Raw genomic sequence first — 2,108 nt, 5'->3', positions numbered from 1 at the left:
ACCGCCCAGCTATACACCAACGACCTGGAGGACGAGGCATGAGCGAAAAGACATCGGACCAGCAGCCAGACGAAGAGTCCCAGGAAAAGACCGCAACCAAGGCCGCCGATCAGAAGCAAGCTGTTCAGACAACGGCCGATGCCGAGCAAAAAGCCGACGAGAGCACCGTCTCCGAACCCCTGTCCGAACCCAGCACAGGGTCGGAGACGGAAACAGACAAAAAGTCCGAGGAGGATGACTCTTCGGAAGAAGATGTCTCACTGGCTGCCTTCAAAGTGGTCATCGAGCATGAAGATACCGAAGATCTCGATGACGATCAGGAAGAGGACCCACTGCTGGAGACCGATGACCAGCGGGTGCTGGTTCCTGGCGGCTACCCGGTGCTCTCCCTGAAGCATGTGGATTACACGCGCAAGGTCAAGGGTCGCCCCGAACAGATCCTGGACGATGTCGATCTGGAATTCCAGCGCCGCCGCATCTACTCGGTGGAGACCACCTCGCCTTCCGGACGGGCCGCGCTGATGGCCCTGATGACCGGCCTGCGCGCCCCTACCCAGGGCAGCGTGCTCTTCCGGGGCACGGACCTGCGCCAGTTGCTGGCTTCTGATTATCGCGGCCATCAAATCGGAGCCATCTTTGGTACCGACGCCTTGAGGCGTGACCTGACCGCCGTACAGAATCTTGTCTACACCATGGAAGCCAGTGGGCGTACTTTCTTGGGCCCCAAGGACAATCTGGCCCGTCAACTGCTGGACGAAGTGGGCTTCCCGGAACGCCTGCAGGACAAGCTGACCGCTGATCTGGGCCACTTGGACTTCCGCCTGGCCTCCGTGGCCCGTGCTCTGTGCTGCGAATGCGACGTGCTCATTGCCGACGAACCCACCGAGGGGCTGGAGCCGAGCGACTGGGACACCCTGCTCGCCACACTGAAGCGAATCTCCCGCCGTCATGACTGCACTGTGATCATCCTGACCTCAGGCGGTTCGGACACCGTAGACGAGGGCACCTACGATGACCGATTCATCGTCGATTGAGCCTCAGCCTTCCGGACCGGAGACGGATGGCGCTGCACTGATTTGTTCGGTCATCACCCATGAGGAGTGGATACCCAGGGTCATGGCCGAACAAATCGATTTGTGCAACAAGGACCCACATCGGCAACAGGGAATCATCCTGCACCATCACCATGGATTCGGACCCGTTCGGGATGTCGGCATCAAGGAAGCGATATGGATCACCCCAGGGCTGCTGATTGCCCAGAACGCCTGGCTGGCATCCCGCGGCCGTCCCTCATGGGCCCTGTCAGCCCCACCGACCATGTGGCTGGATGGACTGGACCAGTCCCTGACCGGACGCAGAATTCTGACTGTGACGGCCGAAACCATTCTGGCCTGGCGCCGACTGCCATCGGGCTTGGGGCAGCGCCCCTGGTCGCAGCTGGCCGTCGGTCGGGTATCGGGCCTGCCTGCAGCCCGGCGAAACCTTGAAGATCTGCAGAGCAAGCTGCGGACGGCCCCTGCGCAATCGTTGATTCGCATCCAGACCCACCTGCCCGATATCCAAGAGGAGTGGCGGGTCATCATCAACAAGGGACGGATTGCAGCATCCAGCGGATACTGCCTGCATGAAGGTGAGGGCTCTAGGGCCATCACCACGATTTTTGACGGTGCAGTTTTCGATCCCAAACACCGAACAATCGCCGAGGACTGCGCCCTCCAGGCAACCAATGGTCGATCTTCTGCTCCAATCAGCGTGGACCTGGCCTTCCTCCGTGGGTCGGATCGGCCGCTGATTTTGGAGGGAAACCCGGTCTGGTGCGCAGCCCCTTACGCTTACGGGCCACAGGGCATGATCTCTTTCCTGAAAGCCGTCGCGGACTGCCGGACCGATCCAGTCGACCCCTATCAACCAGACCCGTGGATGGCGCGCGAATTCGCTGGTCGTTTCCGCAGTTCCTGGGGGTCGACCCGACCGGATCAGACGATGGTCATGCCGTAGTACTTAGCCAGGGGCTGCAGGTCCGGCACCCCGTATCGGGCCACCAGTTGCCTCCAACGGGCCAGATTGTCGGGACCATATTTGGCCGTGCGCTTGGCGGCAGTAGGCTC

At 61.1% G+C, this 2,108-nt stretch carries 2 protein-coding genes; both read left to right on the top strand.

Annotated features, from left to right (window positions below):
- Positions 1–38 precede the first annotated feature (38 nt).
- Positions 39–1,034 (top strand): ATP-binding cassette domain-containing protein, encoded by a 996-nt coding sequence (locus AC0AP0_RS12600; protein WP_490430737.1) that lies wholly within the window; start codon positions 39–41, stop codon positions 1,032–1,034.
- On the top strand, positions 1,012–1,998 hold the full coding sequence (locus AC0AP0_RS12595; RefSeq protein WP_490430736.1) for a hypothetical protein: 987 nt from the start codon (positions 1,012–1,014) through the stop codon (positions 1,996–1,998). The genes AC0AP0_RS12600 and AC0AP0_RS12595 overlap by 23 nt, the downstream gene beginning before the upstream one ends.
- Positions 1,999–2,108 lie beyond the last annotated feature (110 nt).

The organism is Bifidobacterium sp. POST2/T3 (B1), assembly GCF_058197115.1.
Note: the sequence above shows the minus strand (reverse complement) of the source record. Positions and strands in the feature narration are given on the sequence as shown.

Bases quoted from the DNA above. Each gene is read 5' to 3' on its own strand.
- AC0AP0_RS12595 (WP_490430736.1), top strand. From the start codon at position 1,012: ATGACCGATTCATCGTCGATTGAGCCTCAGCCTTCCGGACCGGAGACG.
- AC0AP0_RS12600 (WP_490430737.1), top strand. From the start codon at position 39: ATGAGCGAAAAGACATCGGACCAGCAGCCAGACGAAGAGTCCCAGGAA.